Origin of the sequence: Frankia sp. CpI1-P (assembly GCF_001421075.1) — a bacterium.
Lineage (GTDB): Bacteria > Actinomycetota > Actinomycetes > Frankiales > Frankiaceae > Frankia > Frankia torreyi.
Map to the genome: position 1 here is coordinate 111,830 of NZ_LJJX01000001.1, position 16,021 is coordinate 127,850.

13 protein-coding genes and 15 pseudogenes are annotated in these 16,021 nt (G+C 72.0%); 18 read left to right on the plus strand and 10 right to left on the minus strand.

Going from position 1 to position 16,021, the window contains the following annotated elements:
• Window positions 1-493: 493 nt before the first annotated feature.
• From FF86_RS37345 to FF86_RS61635, 6 genes and pseudogenes are all read left to right on the plus strand, one after another.
• The coding region (locus tag FF86_RS37345; RefSeq protein WP_242417975.1) for an ABC transporter ATP-binding protein at window positions 494-1,008 on the plus strand (515 nt) is incomplete at its 3' end.
• Window position 1,009: 1 nt separating this feature from the next.
• A pseudogene (locus tag FF86_RS37350) lies at window positions 1,010-1,435 on the plus strand (DUF4162 domain-containing protein); the annotation flags it as partial.
• Window positions 1,428-2,663 carry an ABC transporter permease gene (locus tag FF86_RS00530; protein WP_044883318.1) on the plus strand — a complete coding sequence of 412 codons (1,236 nt, stop codon included), beginning with the start codon at window positions 1,428-1,430 and terminating at the stop codon, window positions 2,661-2,663. The pseudogene FF86_RS37350 and the gene FF86_RS00530, both read left to right, overlap by 8 nt.
• A gap of 139 nt (window positions 2,664-2,802) precedes the next feature.
• Window positions 2,803-3,320: ribose-phosphate diphosphokinase (locus tag FF86_RS37355; RefSeq protein WP_313954285.1), on the plus strand; the 518-nt coding region annotated here is incomplete at its 3' end.
• A 1-nt stretch (window position 3,321) separates the two neighbouring features.
• A pseudogene (locus FF86_RS37360) lies at window positions 3,322-3,680 on the plus strand (phosphoribosyltransferase family protein); the annotation flags it as partial.
• 1 nt (window position 3,681) lies between these two features.
• Window positions 3,682-3,744, plus strand: a pseudogene (locus tag FF86_RS61635) (hypothetical protein); the annotation flags it as partial.
• Window positions 3,745-3,955: 211 nt separating this feature from the next.
• Here the strand turns inward: FF86_RS61635 and FF86_RS64565 are convergent.
• Both FF86_RS64565 and FF86_RS00545 read right to left on the minus strand, forming a co-directional pair.
• Window positions 3,956-4,052, minus strand: a pseudogene (locus FF86_RS64565) (recombinase family protein); the annotation flags it as partial.
• 49 nt (window positions 4,053-4,101) lie between these two features.
• Window positions 4,102-4,296 (minus strand): annotated as a pseudogene (locus tag FF86_RS00545) (TetR/AcrR family transcriptional regulator); the annotation flags it as partial.
• On the opposite strand from FF86_RS00545, the pseudogene FF86_RS64570 reads away from it, so the two are divergent.
• The 7 genes and pseudogenes from FF86_RS64570 to FF86_RS00575 form a co-directional block, all read left to right on the plus strand.
• Window positions 4,205-4,452 (plus strand): annotated as a pseudogene (locus FF86_RS64570) (hypothetical protein); the annotation flags it as partial. The pseudogenes FF86_RS00545 and FF86_RS64570 sit on opposite strands and share 92 nt — an antisense overlap.
• 2 nt (window positions 4,453-4,454) lie before the next feature.
• Window positions 4,455-4,591, plus strand: a pseudogene (locus FF86_RS64575) (ergot alkaloid biosynthesis protein); the annotation flags it as partial.
• A 200-nt stretch (window positions 4,592-4,791) separates the two neighbouring features.
• Window positions 4,792-5,277: a group II truncated hemoglobin gene (locus FF86_RS00555; RefSeq protein ID WP_199865307.1), complete on the plus strand. Its 486-nt coding sequence runs from the start codon at window positions 4,792-4,794 to the stop codon at window positions 5,275-5,277.
• A gap of 137 nt (window positions 5,278-5,414) precedes the next feature.
• Window positions 5,415-5,822 (plus strand): helix-turn-helix transcriptional regulator, encoded by a 408-nt coding sequence (locus FF86_RS00560; protein ID WP_044883215.1) that lies wholly within the window; start codon window positions 5,415-5,417, stop codon window positions 5,820-5,822.
• 39 nt (window positions 5,823-5,861) lie between these two features.
• On the plus strand, window positions 5,862-6,182 hold the full coding sequence (locus FF86_RS33005; protein ID WP_128423249.1) for a hypothetical protein: 321 nt from the start codon (window positions 5,862-5,864) through the stop codon (window positions 6,180-6,182).
• Entirely contained in the window at window positions 6,122-7,141 is a 1,020-nt protein-coding gene (locus tag FF86_RS00570; protein ID WP_044883213.1) for a cation diffusion facilitator family transporter, read from the plus strand. Before FF86_RS33005 ends, FF86_RS00570 begins: the two co-directional genes overlap by 61 nt.
• Window positions 7,138-7,998 (plus strand): class I SAM-dependent methyltransferase, encoded by an 861-nt coding sequence (locus tag FF86_RS00575; RefSeq protein ID WP_044883212.1) that lies wholly within the window; start codon window positions 7,138-7,140, stop codon window positions 7,996-7,998. Before FF86_RS00570 ends, FF86_RS00575 begins: the two co-directional genes overlap by 4 nt.
• Before the next feature lie 94 nt (window positions 7,999-8,092).
• On the opposite strand, the pseudogene FF86_RS00580 reads toward FF86_RS00575, so the two are convergent.
• Window positions 8,093-8,578: pseudogene (locus tag FF86_RS00580) on the minus strand (SDR family NAD(P)-dependent oxidoreductase); the annotation flags it as partial.
• Window positions 8,579-8,596: 18 nt separating this feature from the next.
• On the opposite strand from FF86_RS00580, the gene FF86_RS37365 reads away from it, so the two are divergent.
• The 3 genes and pseudogenes from FF86_RS37365 to FF86_RS00590 form a co-directional block, all read left to right on the plus strand.
• A partial coding sequence (locus FF86_RS37365; RefSeq protein ID WP_242417923.1) for a helix-turn-helix domain-containing protein occupies window positions 8,597-8,867 on the plus strand: 271 nt, incomplete at its 3' end.
• Window position 8,868: 1 nt separating this feature from the next.
• Window positions 8,869-9,380 (plus strand): annotated as a pseudogene (locus FF86_RS37370) (transcriptional regulator); the annotation flags it as partial.
• A gap of 134 nt (window positions 9,381-9,514) precedes the next feature.
• Window positions 9,515-10,156: a bifunctional 2-polyprenyl-6-hydroxyphenol methylase/3-demethylubiquinol 3-O-methyltransferase UbiG gene (locus FF86_RS00590; protein WP_044883210.1), complete on the plus strand. Its 642-nt coding sequence runs from the start codon at window positions 9,515-9,517 to the stop codon at window positions 10,154-10,156.
• Here the strand turns inward: FF86_RS00590 and FF86_RS00595 are convergent.
• The 7 genes and pseudogenes from FF86_RS00595 to FF86_RS64595 all read right to left on the minus strand — a co-directional run.
• Window positions 10,140-11,326 (minus strand): amidase (locus FF86_RS00595; protein ID WP_242417924.1); only part of this gene is annotated, 1,187 nt, incomplete at its 5' end. The genes FF86_RS00590 and FF86_RS00595 overlap by 17 nt on opposite strands.
• 1 nt (window position 11,327) lies before the next feature.
• A pseudogene (locus tag FF86_RS37375) lies at window positions 11,328-11,489 on the minus strand (amidase family protein); the annotation flags it as partial.
• A 1-nt stretch (window position 11,490) separates the two neighbouring features.
• Window positions 11,491-11,627: pseudogene (locus tag FF86_RS37380) on the minus strand (hypothetical protein); the annotation flags it as partial.
• Between the two features lie 215 nt (window positions 11,628-11,842).
• Window positions 11,843-12,106, minus strand: a pseudogene (locus FF86_RS64580) (Clp protease); the annotation flags it as partial.
• A 1-nt stretch (window position 12,107) separates the two neighbouring features.
• Window positions 12,108-12,158: pseudogene (locus FF86_RS64585) on the minus strand (hypothetical protein); the annotation flags it as partial.
• Between the two features lies 1 nt (window position 12,159).
• Window positions 12,160-12,522: pseudogene (locus FF86_RS64590) on the minus strand (Clp protease N-terminal domain-containing protein); the annotation flags it as partial.
• Window positions 12,523-12,542: 20 nt separating this feature from the next.
• A pseudogene (locus FF86_RS64595) lies at window positions 12,543-12,667 on the minus strand (Clp protease N-terminal domain-containing protein); the annotation flags it as partial.
• A 121-nt stretch (window positions 12,668-12,788) separates the two neighbouring features.
• On the opposite strand from FF86_RS64595, the gene FF86_RS00605 reads away from it, so the two are divergent.
• Window positions 12,789-13,148 (plus strand): hypothetical protein, encoded by a 360-nt coding sequence (locus tag FF86_RS00605; protein WP_044883207.1) that lies wholly within the window; start codon window positions 12,789-12,791, stop codon window positions 13,146-13,148.
• Window positions 13,149-13,234: 86 nt separating this feature from the next.
• A partial coding sequence (locus FF86_RS00610; protein ID WP_242417925.1) for an epoxide hydrolase family protein occupies window positions 13,235-14,444 on the plus strand: 1,210 nt, incomplete at its 3' end.
• Between the last annotated feature and the right edge of the window lie 1,577 nt (window positions 14,445-16,021).

Genomic DNA, 16,021 nt, shown 5'->3' on the forward strand with positions numbered 1-16,021 from the left:
CACGAGCACGGCGCCTCAGCAGAGGAGTCCCCGCATCATGATGTGGCAGTGGATCGGCCTGGCCCTGTTCTCCCTCACGGTGCTGCCCGCGGGACTGGTCCTGGCCGCCAACCGGGTGCCCCGCCGCCTGCGTACATGGTTGGCGCCGATACGCACGCGCGGCTGGGTCCTGCTGTTGTTCTACTGCGCGGCGCCCCTCAACACGATTCCGCGCCTGGCCGGCGCCACTTCCGCCGAGACTCGCACCTGCACCGCGGCTGGCTGCATCCTGTGTCTCGCCGGCTTCCTCCTGCTGGGCATCGCCACCCGTCGGCACCGGAACCGCGCCGCCGACAGACCGCAGTCGGCCGCCCGACCCGCTGGCGCGGTGTGCGATTCTGCGGTCGAAGTGGGCGCGAACACGCTAACCGAGCTGCTGGGAGGATGTTCGTCCGAACGGTCCCTGGTGCAGGGGCGCGAAGCGGTCGCGGGATCGCGCAGGAAGGCGGTGGGAATGGGCGACGGGGGGCTGGAGGTCGACGCCGTGTCCAAGCGCTACGGCGACGTCGTGGCGCTGGACGCGATGTCGTTCGAGGTACGGGCCGGCGAGCTGTTCGGGTTCGTCGGCAGCAACGGCGCCGGCAAGACGACGGCGATGCGGATCATCCTCGGGGTGGTCACCGCCGACGCCGGCCAGGTCCGCTACGACGGTGCGCCGCTGACCCTGCGCACCCGTCGGCGGATCGGCTACATGCCCGAGGAGCGCGGGCTGTACCCGAAGATGAAGGTCGCTGAGCAGTTGCACTACCTCGCCCAGCTCCACGGCCTGGGGCCGGCGGCGGCGCGCCGGGCGGTGGCACGGTGGACCGAGCGGCTCGGCGTCGCCGCGCGGCGCGACGACGAGGTGCAGAAGCTCAGCCTCGGCAACCAGCAGCGGGTCCAGCTCGCCGCGGCGCTCGTGCACGATCCGGTCGCGCTGGTGCTCGACGAGCCGTTCTCCGGCTTGGACCCGGTCGCGGTCGACGTGATNAGCGAGGTGCTGCGGGAGCGGCGCGCCGCCGGGGTGCCGGTGGTGTTCTCCAGCCATCAGCTCGACCTCGTCGAGCGGCTGTGTGATCGAGTCGGGATCGTGCGGGCGGGCCGGCTGGTCGCCTGCGGGCCGGTCGACGAGCTGCGGGCCGGCGGTGGCGGGCGGCTCGTCGTGGACGCCCCGGACGCGCCGGCGGACTGGGCGGACGGTCTGGTCGGGGTGCGGGTGCGCGGGCGGGACGGGTCGCGCACGGTGCTCGAGCTCGAGCCGGGGGCCGACGACCAGGCGGTGCTGCGCGCGGCGCTGGCGAGCGGTCCGGTGCGCGAGTTCCATCCCCGCCGGCCGTCGCTGGCGGAGCTGTTCCGCGATGTGGTCGGCGCCGGCGATGGCGGCGGTCATGGCGGCGGTGGAGCCGGCGATGGATGAGGCGGACGGCGAGCTGGGGTCGTGGCGGGTGCTGCGCCTGGTCGCCGGCCGGGAGGTCGGCACGCGGGTGCGGTCGCGGGCGTTCCAGATCACCACGGCGCTGTTCGTCGTCGCGATCGCCGCGAGCGTCCTGGTGACCAGCGCCGTCGGCGGCGGTCCGTCCGTGCGGCGGGTCGCGGTGACGGCGGCGGACGGCACGCAGGCGGCGGCGATCGGGGCGGCGGCGCGTTCGCTCGGCGTCGACGTCGAGGTGCGCACCTATGCCGACGCCACGGCCGGGCGGCAGGCGGTGCTCGACGGGGACGTCGACGCCCTCGTGCTGGCGGCGCCGCCGGCGGGCGGGGCCGCGGGGACGGGCGGCGGCTACCGGGTGGTGGTGGACTCCGAGCTGGGGGATTCGCTGACGTCCGTGCTGACCGTCGCGGCCCGTCAGGCGGCGTTGGAGGGGCAGATCTCCGCCCTCGGTGGTGATCCGGCGACGGTGGGCCAGGCGGTCGCGACGGCGGGGGTCGCCGTCACCGCGCTGCGCCCGCAGCCCGAGCGGGACTCCGCGCGGCTGGTGCTCGGGCTGCTCGCCGGTGGTCTGATCTACATCTCGCTGCTGATCTTCGGCCCGGTGGTGGCGCAGAGTGTGATCGAGGAGAAGACGAGCCGGGTGGTGGAGCTGCTGCTGGCCGTCATCCGCCCGTGGCAGCTCATGGCGGGCAAGGTGCTGGGGATCGGCGTGGTGGCCCTCGGCCAGCTCGTGCTGATCGGCGCGGTCGGGGTCGGGCTGGGGCTGGCCACCGGGGAGCTCGGTATCCCGGCGGGGGTCGCCGTGGGGTCGGTGGCGCTGGCGTTGCTGTGGTACCTGGTCGGCTTCGCGATGTATGCGCTGATGTTCGCCGCCGCCGGGGCGCTGGTGTCACGCCAGGAGGACGCCGGCGGGGTGACCGCCCCGATGATCGCCATGATCCTCATCCCGTACGTGCTGGGCTTCTCGGTGCTGCCGTCGTCCCCGGACAGCGGCCTGATCCTGGCCCTGGCGATCGTCCCGCTGTTCGCGCCGATCCTGATGCCGATGGTGATCGGGATCGGCAGTGTGGCGGTCTGGCAGGTGCTGGTCGCGCTGGCGTTGACCCTGGCGTGGATCGCGGTGCTGGTCTGGCTGGCCGGGCGGGTGTACGGCAACGCGGTGAAGCGTTCGGGGACGCGGGTGGCGCTGCGCGACGCCCTGCGCGCCGCCTGAGCCCCCGCCCGAGCCCGCCGTCTGCGCGCCGCGATCGGTAGCATCCGGAACGATCGACCGGGCGCCGGCCATGCCGGCGGCGCCAGGCCGGCGACGACCGACGCCGGCCGGCCAGGGAAAAGAGAACAGGGAGCGGTTCGTGCGAGACATCGCCGTCTTCAGCGGCAGTGCCCACCCCATCCTCGCCGAGGAGATCTGCGCGCACCTCGACGTGCCGCTGCACCGGGTGCGGGTCCAGCGGTTCGCGAACGACTGCCTGGAGGTGCAGCTGCCGGCGAACTGCCGGGAGCGCGACGTCTTCCTCATCCAGCCGCTGGTCGCCCCGGTGCAGGAGAACCTCGTCGAGCTGTTGCTGATGCTGGACGCGGCGCGCGGGGCGTCGGCGGCGCGCACGACGGTGGTCCTGCCGCACTACGCCTATGCCCGCTCCGACAAGAAGGACGCGCCGCGGATCTCGATCGGCGGGCGGCTCGTCGCGGACCTGCTCGTGGCCGCCGGGGCGAGCCGGGTGCTGGCGATGACGTTGCACTCGCCGCAGGTGCACGGCTTCTTCAGCGTCCCGGTGGACCATCTGCACGCGCTGCGGGAGCTCGCCAAGCACTTCCGCCGCCACGACCTGTCGAACACGACGGTGGTGTCGCCGGACCTCGGTAACGCNAAGGAGGCGGCGGCGTTCGCGCGGATGCTCGGGGTGCGGGTCGCGGCCGGGGCCAAGCAGCGTTTCGCCGACGACCGGGTGAGCATCTCGACGGTCATCGGGGATGTGGCCGGCCGTGACGTCATCGTCCTCGACGACGAGATCGCCAAGGGCAGCACGGTGCTGGAACTGCTCGAGCGGCTGCGGGAGCTCGACGTGCGCTCGGTGCGGGTGGCGTGCACGCACGGGCTGTTCTCCGCCGGGGCGCTCAAGCGGATCTCCGACCAGCCGGACGTCGTGGAGATCGTGTGCACGAACACGGTGCCGATCCCGCTGGACGACCGGGTGCCGAAGCTGGAGGTGCTCACGGTCGCGCCGCCNCTGGCCGAGGCGATCCGTCGCATCCACAACGGCGAGTCGGTCAGCGCCCTGTTCGACGCCTGACCCNGACGCCGGGCAGCCTCCCGCCGCCCTCGTCGTGCCACTTCCTTGCCTTTCCAGAGGGAACAAACCGGACGCGGAACCCTCCCGGAAGGGCGAGGAAGAAGGAAGGCGGAGTCAGACATCGCGAGTGTCTCGACTCAGGGTGCCCCCGACGCCGGCTGTAGCGTGCTGGTCGGGGTCGGTGCGCTCGTCGGGCTGCCGTTCGGCCGGNCCGGCGCCGGCGTCCTGCTGCGTTTGCCGGTGGAGATGATCAGGTCGGGCTGGATCTGCTCGACGGACTCGCCGAGCGCCCTGCGGCGGAGCACGGTGGTCGTCTGCGAGAGGCCCCCGCTGATCAAGGACTCGCCCGATCCTCGATCACTCCTCGGCGGTCAACCCTTGCAGTGGACCGGAAGCCAGGACTCTGGTGACGAAGTTCGCCAACTGTGCCCGCATACTTTCCCGCGGAATGCGCTCTTCGCCGGCCAGGTGCTCGACGAGGTCGGCTCGTATGGGGGCGAGCAGGGCGTGGGCGGTGAAGCCGCTGTCGGTCAGGCCGGGGATCTGCTCCAGACTGCGGCCCTCGTGGTTCATGCAGAACTTCACCGGCACGCACGCGCACGCTCGCAGCATCCGCGACGAGGGCATCATTCGGCCCGTCGTCCACCGCCGTCTGTCCTACAGACAGATGCGCGATCGCCTCACGGCGGAGGTCCCGGTGGAGTTCGCNNCAATGCTGGCCGACCTGGACCGTGCCATCGCCGGAGGGGCGGAGGACCGCGTCACCGACACCGTCCACCGTCTCACCGGTCGGCCCCCGCGCGCCTTCCGGGCCCTCCTTGAGAGGGAGATGCGGAGTTCGAGGTGAGTCAGCGCGGCCGTAGGGCTCGCGTAGGTCCACACCAGCAGGGGAGACGGCTCTGCGCCCGGCGTCGGTGAGGCACTTGGCCCACCGACGCCTCGACTCACCGTCACGCACCGCCGCCGGGCGACGCGGCAGCCGCACTGATGGTGTTGTGTAATGCTGTAATCAGCGTCGCCGATTATCCGAGCGGGAGGATCTGAGACTTGACAACGACCGAGGGTGACGCGGCCGCGGTGCCGTCGCTGCTGGAATGGGCCGGCGGACCGACCGCTCTCCGGCGGCTCATCGACGCCTTCTACGACCGGGTGGAGGCCGACGACCTGCTCAGTCCGTTCTTCCCGGGTGGCGTGAGCGAGAGCCACCGCGCCCATGTGAGCCGCTGGTGGATCGAGGTGTTCGGCGGTCCGGCGGACTACACCGACCAGCTCGGCGGGTACGAGGCCATGCTGGCCCACCACCGGGAGCTGGGGATCACCCCTGAGCAGCGGTTCCGGTTCGCGTCCACGATGAGCCGGGCCGCCGACGACGCCCACCTGCCGGACGACCCGGAGTTCAGGGCGGCGCTGGTCGGCTACCTCGAGTGGGGCACCCGGCTGGCTCAGCACAACTCCCAGCCGGGGGCAGTCGTGCTCGAGCACGCCCCGGTGCCGCACTGGGGCTGGGGCGTCGCGCCTCCGTACCAGCCCTGACTTGGACTCTCCGTTCGTTCCGCTGTTCCTCACGGGCCGAGGCGGACGGCCGGCGGGGGCGGGGGACCTGTGGCCCGCGGCACGGCGGGGAACAGGTCAGGATTGGCTGATGTCAGCGTCCGCTGTACCGTTGGGACATGGTTAAGCTCGCCTCACCCGCGGAGGTCCTCGCCCGGTTCGGTCACGCGCTGTCGGACCCGACGCGGGCGCGGCTGCTGCTGGTGCTGCGCTCCGGCGGGGCCTACCCGTCGGAGCTGGCCGAGATCCTCGGCGTGGGCCGCACGAACCTGTCCAACCATCTCGCCTGCCTGCGCGCCTGCGGGCTGGTCGTCGCCACCCCCGAGGGTCGCCGCCAGCGCTACGAGCTCGCCGACGACAAGCTCCGCCACGCGCTGGGGGATCTGCTCGACGTCGTCCTCGCCGTCGACGTCGACACCGAGCACGTGCACCCCGACGCCGGTGGCGTCGCGACGTCGCGGGAGCCGGTCGGGGCCGGGGTGGGCGCACGCGCGGCCGCACCCCTGACCGACGGGCACGGATCATGAGCGTACCCGGCGGCCACGGCCACCACCGTGACGACCACGATGACCGTCCCGACCGCCATGACCGCCATGACCGTCATGACCGTCATGACCGTCAAGAACACCGTGACGGCCATGACCAGCACGACGAGCACGAGCACGAGCACGATCATCGCGGCGGGCACGATCACCGTGACGGCGACGGCCACCATCCTCATGATGGCGATGGCCGTCAGGGCGATGGCGCCGGTCCTGCGCGCGACGCCGGCCCTACCTCCGGTGCAGGGCACGGTCACGCGCACGGCCATGGACACGGCCATGGGGTGCCGGCGGGGCGGGGGGGCGCGCGCCAGCGGCGCCGGCTGTGGCTGGCGGCCGGGCTGAACCTCGCGATCGTCGTCGGGCAGGCGGTGGCCGGCTTCGCCGCGGGGTCCGTCGGCCTGCTCGCCGATGCCGGACACAACCTGACCGACACGGCTGGGGTGCTGCTCGCGCTGGTGGCGTTGACGTTGTCGCAGCGTCCGCCGTCGGCGCGGCGCACGTTCGGCGGGGTGCGCTGGCCGGTGCTCGCCGCGCAGGCGAACGCCGCGGCGGTGCTGGTGGTGACGGCACTGCTGGCCGTCGAGTCGCTGCGCCGCCTCGGCGCGCACGGGACGGTCGACGGCCCGGTGGTCGTCGGCGTCGCGCTCGCCGCGGCGGTCGTCAACGCGGTGAGCGCCCTGGTCGTCCACGAGCGCGACGCCGATCTGAACACCCGCGCGGCCGTGCTGCATCTGGCCGGGGACGCGGCGGTGTCGGTGGCGGTCGCCGCGGCGGGTCTGGTGATCTGGCTGGTCGGCGGCTGGTACTGGCTGGACCCGCTGGTCTCGCTGCTGATCGCCGTGCTGATCGCCGGGCAGGGGGTGAAGCTGCTGGTCAGCGCGTCGCGGGTGCTGCTGGAGGCGACGCCGGAGAGCTTGGACGTCGCCGCGGTGCGCGCGGACATCCTGCGCGACACCCATGTCCTCGACGTGCACGACCTGCATGTGTGGAGCCTGTCCGACCGGGTGTTCGCCGCGTCGGTGCACCTGGAGCTCGGCCATCTCGACGGCGTGCAGGACGGCCATCCGAGCCTCGCGCAGGCGCGGGCGGTGTCCGACGGGATCAAGGCGATGCTCGCCGAGCGGTACGCCATCACCCACGTGACGATCGAGTCCGAGTGCGAGCCGTGCACCCCCCCGCACGACGACCCGTGCGGCATCGCCCGCGACCGGGCGGCGGCCGGCGAGCCGAGGACGTCCAGGGCCGGCCGCGGCCGATCGACTGCCGTCAGCAGCCACGCCCCCGACGGCGCCAACGCATGACTGATGCGGCGGGCCGGGTCGAGCCGTCCGGGGTGTGGGCCACAGCCGTGGGCGTGGCCCGGGTGAGGGCGATGGAGACGGCATGCGAGCAGCCGCTGTTCCGGGACCCGCTGGCGCTGGCCTTCGCCACGGCCGGCGGAAGAGGCCCCGAGACGCCGCCGCCCCCGCGCGCGGACGAGGCGGCGCGGCGCCGCTGGCTCGGTGTGGCCTTCTCGATCGTCATCCGGACGAAGTTCCTGGACGACCTGCTGGACCGGGCGGTCGCGTCCGGCGTCCGGCAGGTCGTGCTGCTCGGAGCCGGGATGGACAGCAGGGCCTTCCGGATGGACTGGCCTGCGGGGACCCGGCTGTTCGAGGTCGACACGGCTGAACCGCTGAGCTTCAAGGCCTCGGTGCTGCGTCAGGAGCGGGCCGTTGCGCGCTGCGCGCGGATCACCGTCCCGGTCGACCTGCGCGAGGACTGGCCCGGCGCACTGGCCGCGGCCGGGCACGATCCGGCGCAGCCGACGGTGTGGATCGCCGAGGGACTGCTGATCTATTTGCCCGAGGACGCGGTGCAGTCGCTGCTCGAACGGGTCGGCGCGCTGTCCGCCGCAGGCAGCAGGATGGGCCTGACACTGGGCCCGCGCGGTGTGGTCGAACGCTTCCGGGGGGACGCCGCTTCGGGGTCGGCAGCGTCGATGTGGGTCTCGGAGATGCCGCAGGACCCGGTCGGCTGGCTGGACGGCCTCGGCTGGGAGGCGGAGACCTTCACCCTGCGTGAGCGCGCCGAGGCCTATGGCCGTCCGGTGCTCACCCCGTCGCAGCAGGACGAGGGCACTGGTGGACTGGTCTCGGCGGTGCGCGCGGCGCACTGAACACGTCTCTATGGGAACAATCAGGCGGCGGCCCGGGGCTCGCTCACCAGGGCAGGGTGCCGTCGGCGTCGACGTAGCCGCCGGTGGGGCCGTNGGGGTCGACCATCGCCATGCGGACGATGATCTCGGCGCCCTGTTCGACGGTCTGCGTGCCGGTGTTGGCGTTGAGGTCGGTCCGGGTGAAGCCGGGTTCCACGGCGTTGATCCGCATGGTCGGGAACGCCTTCGCATACTGCACGGTGATCATGTTGAGGGCGGCCTTCGAGGCGGGGTAGGCGACGCCCGGGTAGGCGTATCGGGCGGTGCCCGGGGTGGTGGCCGCGGTCAGCGAGGCCAGGCCACTGCTGACGTTGACCACGACCGGGGCGGCGGACCGGGCCAGCAGGGGCAGAAAGGCGTGGAGGACGCGCACCGCGCCGACGACGTTCGTCTCGAACGCCGCGTGCATCACCTCAGCGGTGACGTCCGCGGCTCCCGGGTCACCGCTCGGCGCGATGCCGGCGTTGTTGATCAGTACGTCGAGTCCTCCGTCGGCGGCGACGGCGCTTGCCGCGGCCTGCACGGAGGCATCGTCGGTGACGCGGTGCACAGTGGCGTCATGGCGCGCCCGGAGTCCCAGCACCGGGAGGCCGCACACTGGCAGCTCGGGCGCAGCGAGTTCGGGCGCACGGTGCGGCGCTGGCGCGACCGGGTCTCCCCGCAGGCGGCCGGGCTGCCCGTCGGCGGCCGTCGGCGTGCGCCCGGGCTGCGCCGCGAGGAACTCGCCCTGCTGGCCGGGATCTCGGTCGACTACGTCACCCGGCTGGAGCAGGGCCGGGCAACCAACCCGTCGGAGCAGGTCGTCGAGGCGTTGGGGCGGGCGTTGCGCGNGTCGGCGGCCGAGCGTGAGCATCTGTTCCGGATCGCCGGGCTCGTGCCGCCGGGGCGGGGCACGGTGCCCGCCCACATCACCCCGGGGGTGCAGCGGCTGCTGGACCGGCTGACCGGGACCCCGGTGGCGGTCAGCGACGCGGCGTGGACGCTGCTGCTGGCCAACCCGCTGTACACGGCGTTGATGGGGCAGCGCCGCGGCAGCGAGCGCAACGCGGTCTGGCGCACCTTCCTCGGCGCGCCCGGCCGCGTGCGCCACACCGCGCAGTCCCAGGACGATCTCGAGGTCTCGCAGGTCTGCGCGTTGCGGGCGGCGGCGCGCCGGTATCCGGCGGACCAGCGGCTGCGTCGCCTGATCGCCGAGCTGCGCGGGCGCAGTGACCGGTTCGCGCGGCTGTGGGACTCCGCCGCGGTGAGCCGGCCGGAGGCGGGGCGTAAGACCATCGATCATCCGCAGGTGGGCGCCGTGACGCTGGACTGCGACGTGCTCAGCGTCGCGGGCAGCGACCTGCNCATCCTGGTCTACACGGCCGAACCGGGCTCGCCCGACGCCGAACGTCTCGCGCTGCTCGCCGCCCTCGGCACCCAGACGCTGTCGCAGCCGGGCGGAGATCAGCGTCTGCGTGCGGCTGGGTAGCGTACGGCCATGCTCGACTGGAGTCACAACGCCTACTACCAGCGGCTGCTGCTGCGCCAGCTGCCGCAGCCGGGCCGGCGGGTGCTGGATGTCGGCTGTGGCGCCGGAGCGTTCGCGGCCCGGCTCGCCCGGCGCAGTGAGCAGGTCGACGCCGTCGACCGCTCCGCCGAGATGATCGAGCAGGCGAGGCGAGCCACCCCGCGCAATGTGCACTGCGTTCTCGGTGATGTGCTGACCGACCCGCTGCCGGGCAAGGACTACGACGCGATCTTCTCGATCAGCGCGCTGCACCACATGCCGTTGCCGGAGGCGCTCGGGGTGCTCGCGGCCGCCCTGCGTCCCGGCGGGGTCCTGGCCGTCGTCGCCCTGCCCCGGACGGATCTGCGTCACGAACTGCCCGTCGAGATCGTCGCGGCGTTCGGACATCGTCTGCTGGGCGCGGTGTTCCTCGCGACCAGGCTGCTGGGACGCGGAAGCGGGTTCGCGAAGGACCCGGCGCACGCAAGCATGCCCGTGGTCATGAACCCGCCGCTGACCACTCGGGAGGTTGCCCGCCAGGCCGCCGCCATGCTGCCCGGCGTGCGGGTGCGACGGCTGCTGTTCTGGCGTTACCTGCTGGTCTGGCACAAGCCGATCACCCCGGCCGGCTGACGGGCCGGGCTCGGCCGCCCGGTGTCGGTGCCTGGAAGCCGCCGATCTTCTGCTCGAGCAGTTCGGCCAGCCGCAGCGGGGTGCGGTCCTCGAACATCGGGCCGATGAGCTGCACTCCCACCGGCAGGCCCGCGGGGGACCGGCCCGCGGGTATCGCGGTGGCCGGCAGGCCCGGCATGGTGGCCAGGCCGGCCAGGACGAGCTGGTCGAAGTACGGGTACTCGACGCCGTCGATGTCGATCCGGCGTTCCAGCGGATTGGGGTTGTGGTCGTGGGGGAACGCGGGAGTCGGCGTGATCGGACACACCACGGCGTCGAACTCGGCGAACAGCTGCCGCCAGCCGTGGCGGTGCAGCTCGCGACGGTTGTTCGCCTCCATCCAGTCGCGGTGGCTGAACACCATGGCGCGCAGCCGCGCCGCGTCGAGACTCTGGTCGTGCGCGCTCAGCCCGGCGGCGCGGGTCCGCAGCTGCTCGTACGCCTCGACGGGAAAACGCGCGACGGAGCCCGAGAACAGCAACTGCGTGTAGAGCGTCGTGGCTTCGGTCAGATCGGGCAGCAGCGCAGTGTGCCGTTCGACGCGGGCTCCTGCGCCGACAAGCGCGTCGGCCACCCGGTGCACGCCCGCCCGCACAGCGGACCCGGTCGCAAGGAGCGGGTGCTCGTCGAGGACCAGGACCCGGAAGTCGGCGAGGCGCTCGTGGCGCGCGGGCGGCAGCGCCACGTTGTGCGCCACGCCGAGCGTCAGCGGGTCCGGTCCGGCCATGACGTCGAGCAGGAGGGTGAGGTCGCGGGCAGTGCGCGCCATCGGACCGACGACGGCGAGGTCGAGGTCGGTCGGCAATGCCGGCGCGGCAGGCGCGACCATGCCGCGGGTCGCCGCCAGCCCGAGTGTCGGCTTGTGCGCGTAGACGCCGCAGAAATGCGCGGGGGTGCGCAGCGAACCGGCGAGGTCGGAGCCGATGGACAGCGCGCCGAACCCGGACGCCAGGGCCGCCGCCGATCCACCGGAGGAGCCGCCCGGCGTGCGATCGTGATCCCACGGGTTGTTGGTGGTGCCGTAGATCTCGTTGAAGCTCTGGATATCCTGCAGCCCCAACGGCACGTTGGTCTTGCCGAGCACCACCGCGCCTGCGGCCTTGAGCCGCGACACCTGTACCGCGTCCTCGGNCGGCAGGTAGTTCGCGTGCTGCGGCATGCCCCAGGTCGTGGGCAGCCCGGCGATGTTGTAGGACTCCTTGACCGTCACCGGAATGCCGAGCAGCGGCCGGTCCTCGCCGCGGGCGCGCGCCTGGTCGGCGCCGCGCGCGGCCTCCCGCGCACGGTCGAAGTCNGGCACGCAGATCGCGTTGATCACCTTGTCGTCCCGCTCGATACGGGCGATCGCCTCGTCGGTCAGCTCCGCCGAGGTCACGTCACCGGCACGCAACGCGGCCGCGAGCTCTTCGGCTGACCGAAAACTCCACTCCATGATTCCGACGCTACCGCCCCCTGGAATAGGTCATAAAATATGGAAACGAGCGGCCGATTTCCTGTTCGTACAGGTCAGCTACTCGGTGGAACAACAGGCTCCGGCCTGCTGATCAGCCGGTTCACCGGCGGAGCCGGGGCGCGAGGACCGTGCGCACNACCTTGGCCACGTTGCTCGCGGCGGATCCGTCCTCTTCGCCGGGTTCCGGTTCCAGNACACGCTGGATCTGCAGCAGCAGGTGGTTGGTCGAGCGCCAGAGCGGGACGAACATGCCGGCCACCGGTCCGACGCCCTGGATCGGGCCATGGGACAGCTCGGTGACCTTCTTGGCGATCGTGACCGTTGTCGGGTCCCGCAGGATCAGGTGCACCTCGTCGTCGACCAGCCGGATTTCCATCTTGCGCGCGGCGGCCTCCTCCGGGTTCGCGTCCGTGGTCGTCTCCGGATCCAGTTCGTCGATCTTGGCGGCGACCGCGTCCNGGTCGACCCCGAGTTCGCGCAGCACCGTGGCCGCCATGCTGTTCTCCGCCCNCAGCATCGCCTCAAGCAGGTGATGGCTGCCGACCGGTGCGCCACCGGCCAGCGCCCTGGCGGCGGACACGGTGTCCTCGGTGGCAGAGGTGCCGGTCGGCCATCGGCTGGCCGCGACGTCCTGCGATCCCTCCGACGACGCCAGCACCGCGGCACGGATCCTGCTGATCGGATTGATCCGCTCGGCAAGCACCGTCGCGCCGACGCCCTCACCTTCCCTGACCAGGGCAAGCAGGATGTGTTCCGTACCGATGTGGTTGTGGTGCAGCTGCTGCGCCTCGCGCAGGGCGAGGTCCAGCGTCTTCTTCGCGCGCGGCGCGAAGGGGATATGGCCGCTCAGCTCCTGCGTGCCGGGCTTGACCACCGCGGCAATATCGACCCGCNCCGTCTCCTTGTCGTACCCGAACTGGTGCAGAACTTTCGCCGCCATGCTGTCCGGCGCGTCGAGCAGCCCCAACAGGATGTGCTCCGTGCCGATGTAGTTGTGCTTGAGCAGCCTTGCCTCCTCCNGAGCCGTGACGACCACCTTGCGGGCTTCCACCNTGAACCTTTCAAAGGACATGGCTCCATGCTCTCAACCGTGTCAATACACTGTTACTGATATGGTCACCCTGCTGAAGGGAGGGTGTGATGGAGACACCGTCGGACTGGGAGGATCGGCTCGCGCGCTGGCAGAATGAGCTGGAGCTGTTCGAGCAGCTGGACGAGAAACCCTGGGTCACGTTGGCCAAGGCGGAAGCCGAGACCGGCGTTTCCCGCTCGGCCCTGCGGTCCTGGTACCGCAATGGCGAGATCCAGTCCCGGCTGGTGGACGGCCCGAACGGGCCGCAGCGCCTGGTCCAGTTGGACGCGGTGATCGAGCGCGCCGCCGCGTCACCGCGCATTCAGCGCAGGGCGGAACGGGAAGTCAGCCTGGAAGCCCAGGTCACCCTGCTACGGCACCGGGTTGACCAGCTTGAGTTGCGGCTCGCCGCACTGGAACGGAAGTGACCGGCGCGAGCAGCACCATGCCAGCGGGTTGCCGGCACAGTGCTCCCGCACCCGAGCCTGGATGGCGCGCACGGGAGAATCACGTCATGACCCTCCTGGGCGCCTTCCCCCTCCAGCCCGCCCCGATTCATGTGTCCGACGAGGTCCTCGATGACCTGCGCGTCCGTCTCACCCTGACCCGTCCGCCGCTGGACGAGGGGAACGGGGACTGGTCCTACGGCGTCCCGGACAGCTATCTGCGTGAGCTTGTCGCCTACTGGCGGGACGGCTACGACTGGCGCAAGGCCGAGGCCGCCATCAACGCCTACGAGCACTACCAGGTGAGCGTCGCCGGTGTCCCGGTGCACTTCCTGCGCAAACCCGGCCGCGGCCCCCGCCCGATTCCGTTGATCCTCACCCACGGCTGGCCGTGGACGTTCTGGCACTGGTCGAAGGTGATCGACCCGCTCGCCGACCCGGCCGCGTTCGGCGCTGACCCCGCCGACGCGTTCGACGTCCTCGTGCCGTCCCTGCCCGGCTTCGGTTTCCCCGGCCCGCTCACCGGCTTTCCGGACGTCAACTTCTGGAAGGTCGCCGACCTCTGGCACACCCTGATGACCGAGACCCTGGGCTACGACAAGTACGCCGCCGGGGGCTGCGACATCGGCGGGATCGTCGCCAGCCAGCTCGGCCACAAGTACGCCGACGAGCTGTACGGCATCCACATCGGCTCCGGGCTGCCGCTGGACTTCTTCACCGGCCCCCGCGCCTGGGACCTCGCCCGCAACCGGCCCCTCACCGACGACCAGCCCGCCGACGTCCGCGCCCGGATCATCGAGCTGGACCACCGCTCGGCGTCCCACCTCGCCGTGCACACGCTCGACGGCGCCACCCTGGCCCACGGGCTCGCCGACTCACCCGCCGGACTGCTCGCCTGGCTGCTGGAACGCTGGAACGCCTGGAGCGACAACGGCGGCGACGTCGAGTCCGTCTTCACCAGGGACGACCTGCTCACCCACGCCACGATCTACTGGGTGAACAACTCCATCGCCACGTCGATGCGGTACTACGCCAACGCCAACCGCTACCCCTGGGCCCCCGCCCACGACCGCACCCCGGTCGTGCAGGCCCCGGTCGGCCTCACCTTCGTCACCTACGAGAACCCGCCCGGCATCCACACCGCGGACGAGCGCGTCCAGGCGTTCACGACCGGCCCGCAGGCCGCCTGGTTCAACCACGTCAACGTCAACGCCCACGACCACGGCGGCCACTTCATCCCCTGGGAAAACCCCGACGCCTGGGTCAGCGACCTGCGCCNCACCTTCCACGGCCGCAGGCCCTGAACGACCCTGCGGGCTCGTCTGATGCGACAACGGATGAACGTGCCTGGTCGTCAGCCTTCTGGGGTGATCGGCTTCTGCCAGATCGGCAGGTAACGCCAGAACAGCAGCCGTCGCACAGCCGCATGATCCGCTACCGCCGGTTCCGTTGACCGCCCGCATCGAGAACGCGGCGTGCCAGGAACCACCGCAGCGGCGGGATGCGCAGGGGGCGTACCCAGAACAGTTCCATCGTGNCGGGCGCGGCTACCACCCCGCCCCAGCGCCGGCTTCCCACGAACCAGACCGTCGCACCATCGCAGGCTTCGAGCGCGCCCCATCGCCAGACGACCGACACCACGGACATGACGGCTTCATACGGCCCGCGCGGCTCGACGGCGGCCGGCCCGAGCTGTTCGGAGTCACTCGGCGGCTCCGGTGGCCACAGGACCAGCGTCGGCTGGCCGTTGCCGCCACCCACCGATCCGAACCTGCACGGCCGCACCGTCCACGGGTTGCGCGCCAGGAGGAACCGCATCCGCGCCACGTGGACGAGCGCGACCAGTCCGCCGGCAACCGCCAGCGCGCCGAACGCGAACGGCGCGATCGCCAGGCCCCCATCACCGATCAGGCCCACCGGGAACGCCACCACCATCAGAAGCACGCCGATGCCGACCGTCCCCCAGGCCCGGCGATGCCGCGTCCGCAACGCGCGGGCGGTCTCCGGGCCCGATAAAGCACCACCATCACCAGGACGAGGTGTGCGCGACACACCCGAAGCCTAGAGGCGCTCCGGCGGCACCGGTGCGAGGGCGGCGGCAAGATCGTGGATGTCCTGGTGGCCGCGGCCCTGGATCCACACCTGGGTGCCGGCCCGTTCNAACCGCAGATGGCCCTGCTCGGGGTCGGCGGCCGGCGACCACCAGCGTGCGGGGGTGCCGTCCGCCAACACGATCGTCTCCCACGCGGCCGGGTCCGCCATTCTTGCTCCCCGGGACTGGATGAACCACAGGCGACGGTCGAGTGGGCGTCCCCCGGCGGGGTGCGCCATCACCGCGATCCCGTCCTCGTCGTCAGGATCGACGCTGCCGAAGTAGGCCTCGTCGCGCGGACACAGCAGGGTGAAGTCCACCTCGCCGGCCAACGTCGCCAGCGGCCGCGACCGGCCGANGGGCGACTCGGACGCGTCAACCGTGCCGACCGTATCCAGGTCGAAGCGGGCTGTGTCGAGTGGCCCGTCGACCTGCGGGTGGCGCAGGGTGGCCCGCTCGACCTCCCGCTCGCCGGACCAGGCGGTCAGCTCCAGGAGCAGTCCGGTGGCGTCGTCGACGACCAGGTCGTAGGCGTCGCCCTCGGGAAGGCCGTGGATCTGACGCAGNGCACCCGGCTCGCGCAGCACCCCACGCAGCCAGGTCGCCCGCCGCCCCTGCCGGTCCTGCACGGCACGGACGGACAGCGACAGGGCGGACAGGACCTGCCANGGCCGCACCAGCACAATCTCGGAGATCCACAGGGCGACCAGCCGATTACCGGGCTCGGCGGGCCGTGAACCCTGCACCCGACCGTCGCGACGCC

What these genes read in the sequence shown, in the direction of transcription:
- FF86_RS00530 (WP_044883318.1), top strand. Translation starts at nt 1,428, where the DNA reads ATGGATGAGGCGGACGGCGAGCTGGGGTCGTGGCGGGTGCTGCGCCTG.
- FF86_RS00560 (WP_044883215.1), top strand. Translation starts at nt 5,415, where the DNA reads ATGGTTAAGCTCGCCTCACCCGCGGAGGTCCTCGCCCGGTTCGGTCAC.
- FF86_RS33005 (WP_128423249.1), top strand. Translation starts at nt 5,862, where the DNA reads ATGACCGTCCCGACCGCCATGACCGCCATGACCGTCATGACCGTCATG.
- FF86_RS00575 (WP_044883212.1), top strand. Translation starts at nt 7,138, where the DNA reads ATGACTGATGCGGCGGGCCGGGTCGAGCCGTCCGGGGTGTGGGCCACA.
- FF86_RS00590 (WP_044883210.1), top strand. Translation starts at nt 9,515, where the DNA reads ATGCTCGACTGGAGTCACAACGCCTACTACCAGCGGCTGCTGCTGCGC.
- FF86_RS00605 (WP_044883207.1), top strand. Translation starts at nt 12,789, where the DNA reads ATGGAGACACCGTCGGACTGGGAGGATCGGCTCGCGCGCTGGCAGAAT.